Here is a 337-nt window from a genome sequence, read left to right on the forward strand (position 1 = left end):
ACGAAAAAGAAGGAATATAGGGCAAGAAAGCATGTCTGTACCGATTGCCCACTGCGCAGGAGTTGTTTGGGCAAAAGTGCCCAGGAGAAGAAGTTCAGCGTCACCTATTATCGCGAGGAATACGAACGCAACATTGCAAGGGTGGAGAGCCCACAGGGCCGGTACATGAAGGGCAAACGGCAGAGCACCGTGGAGCCCGTGTTCGGGACCCTGACCCAGTTCATGGGGCTAAGGAAGATAAATACGATAGGGCTAGGGCAGGCGAACAAGGTGATGCACCTATCTGCCATTGCCTATAATTTGAAGAAGTACCTGAAATTCGACCAAAAACGGGCAG

1 protein-coding gene is annotated in these 337 nt (G+C 51.6%); it reads left to right on the top strand.

The features are described from left to right. Window positions 1–66: 66 nt before the first annotated feature. Window positions 67–337, top strand: a 271-nt coding sequence (locus BFP75_RS10190) for a transposase (protein ID WP_240531759.1), incomplete at its 3' end; no start/stop codon positions are given.

The organism is Maribacter sp. 4G9 (genome assembly GCF_002742265.1).
Lineage (GTDB): Bacteria > Bacteroidota > Bacteroidia > Flavobacteriales > Flavobacteriaceae > Maribacter.